Below are 2,445 nucleotides of genomic sequence, written 5' to 3'. Positions count from 1 at the left end.
ATTTTTGAGTGACAAACCTTTTGAATCTTAGCAGAAAACTCGGATTCGACTCAGGGAAAGATTACGAAACATCTTGTTTTTTAATATTTTTGCATTTTTAAAGTGCATTAGGTCGGTGATAGACAGGGGCTTTCATGCTATTTTCTTGGTTAGTGAATATCTGGGTTAATCCTTCAAGTGTGTTCTAAGTCTCGTAACTAACTATTCCTAATTCCTAAGTTATTTCTGTTGTTCAAAAGGCGTTTGAAGCTTTATTTGGTTTTAAGGAGTTGTAATAAGTTAAGAATATCTTGTGTCTCTAGTCAACATCAGTACTGATAATGATTGGTTTGTCATATACAGGGAAGAGATTGTTAAATATGCTCGTCGCTATAGAGCTATAGGTATAATCTAGTGTCAGAACTCTCAGTTAAAATGGTGTTTTTCATATTAATTTAATAAAAATTTAATAAAATAATTTATGTTATTTTTGAGTCTGGGTTAATTTTACGAGAATCATTAAATGAGATTGTTTAGTTAGTTTTTCTTACATTATGAAAAGCCTGAATTGATATCTTAAGAATCATTAGATATAGCTACCGCACTAGGTTTCTGGCTCCCAGAGTGCCTGTAATATTCGGAAATCTTACCTATTGCACTGATTTTCCAATACTTTTGTCTGTCTTAACAAAAAGTAATGGGGGATAAGATTTTGTAACTAGTTGAGGGGAGATTAGACTGTAAATTTATCTAGGTCAAGCTTAACAGCCAACTTGTTTAACTAATTGGTAGAATACAGTTAGCTGAAATCTGTATTGCCGCTCATGGAATGGTGGTTAGATCTTACCAAAACATACTATGATGCCTTGCTTTTCAACAGGTTTTCTTCTATTCCACTCGCCTCGGGATGTGGCAGTATTTCCGTGGTATCCATCCGATAGTAAAGATTAATTGTGACATCATGCTTATTTAGCATTGTGATTGGTGGGATAATTATGTTCCCATCCTTCAACCCATGATAGGTAAATCCAGTAGTGATTGTTGTTTGAAAGTCAGGGAAGGAGCAATGGTTGGTGTAGGTTCGAGAATATTTGGCAATATGTTATTGATCGCTAGTAGAGCTTTAGAGTTTTTCTTTAACGATAGCATTAAAACGAACTTAAACTTGCTGCGAATAGAATCGCACTTATTTAAGCGTTAAAATTAGTTTTTTGATATTCAGTGGATTGACAGCAGTTAGGAATGAACCTAAAGAAACTCCTACACATAGGAGTAATAGATTTATAGAGACGGGTTCATCTACCAGCAAACAAGCAAAAATTACTGCCCAGATAGCATAAGTGATGTTTAAACTCATAGCACGGATGGGTTGAAGTATGCTGATTGCTTTGTAGTAGAAGAGGTACGATAGCGTGGCTACCAGAGAAGTGAAGAATAATAAGGAGTATAATTCTATATTTGAGAATATATTTACAATTCCAGGAAAGGAGTGAACGAATAATATGATAATAATTAAATAGCCTACGGAGGATGATAATTGTCTGATGAAATAAGCGATATCAGCAGGTATATCTTTATTCATGCCATAAGAGCTGATAACAACTTCGGAACTCCAGCCTAGTGCGCATATAAAAGCGAAAATAAAGCCTATCCAGCCAGATATTGTCTGAGTTGATGCTGAATAACCTAGTATCATGGTACATATAACAGCTAGTATTAATCCCAATATACCGATAAGGTGAATACGATCTTTAAGCAGGAAAAAAGAAATTAGCGCGCCAATAGCAGGGTAAGTTGCTGAAATAGTTGCTGTGTAGCTAATACCAATGTATTGAATAGCTAAAATATAACAAGACATGCCAATTGGGCCGCCAAATATAGCTGCCAGTATAATTATTCCATTTTTCTTGTTTTTGGGGATAAGGCATATAGTTCGGTATTTTCCTTTAACTATAAGATATATAAACATATATCCGCATGAAATCGTATCATTTAGGAATGCGAGTACGATGGGAATGAAAAAGCAACAGGAAAGTGCGGTGTTTTTTAGTAATAATGCGAAAAGTACGCCACTTAGACCCCAGAAGACACCAGAGGAGAGTCCATAGGCATTGGCTGTTATTTTACGGTTGGTGAATATAGCCATTTGGGTACTGTTTCATAAATTTATGGACTCATGCTAAGAGGTTAGCTCAATAATTTCCAGATGTTTAACCATTTTCCTTTGTTGAGGGAATAAATGAAGGAAGTATAATGCATATGATATATCTAATAATGAAGTTTTTGTTGGCTTGTTATTTTAGTTTCCTGAATTATATAATTTTTAATTGCTTGTGTGTTAAATATTTCATAGGATTATTGTTTTTCCATAGGGCTAATATTGGCAATACAGCCGGTTTTGTTGGTAGTTGATATATGGATATACCAGGTCTATTTAGTGAGAAGATTTATACCCAATAGATTTCG

1 protein-coding gene is annotated in these 2,445 nt (G+C 34.5%); it reads right to left on the bottom strand.

The features are described from left to right. Positions 1-1,165: 1,165 nt before the first annotated feature. The gene (locus V2H77_RS00845) at positions 1,166-2,125 is read right to left on the bottom strand and encodes a DMT family transporter (protein ID WP_341497288.1); all 960 of its coding nucleotides are present in this window, start codon (positions 2,123-2,125) and stop codon (positions 1,166-1,168) included. Positions 2,126-2,445 lie beyond the last annotated feature (320 nt).

Origin of the sequence: Photorhabdus sp. P32 (assembly GCF_038085095.1) — a bacterium.
GTDB classification, from domain to species: domain Bacteria; phylum Pseudomonadota; class Gammaproteobacteria; order Enterobacterales; family Enterobacteriaceae; genus Photorhabdus; species Photorhabdus luminescens.
This window is presented reverse-complemented; position numbering and strand designations above follow the sequence as displayed.

Bases quoted from the DNA above. Each gene is read 5' to 3' on its own strand.
- V2H77_RS00845 (WP_341497288.1), bottom strand. From the start codon at position 2,125: ATGGCTATATTCACCAACCGTAAAATAACAGCCAATGCCTATGGACTC.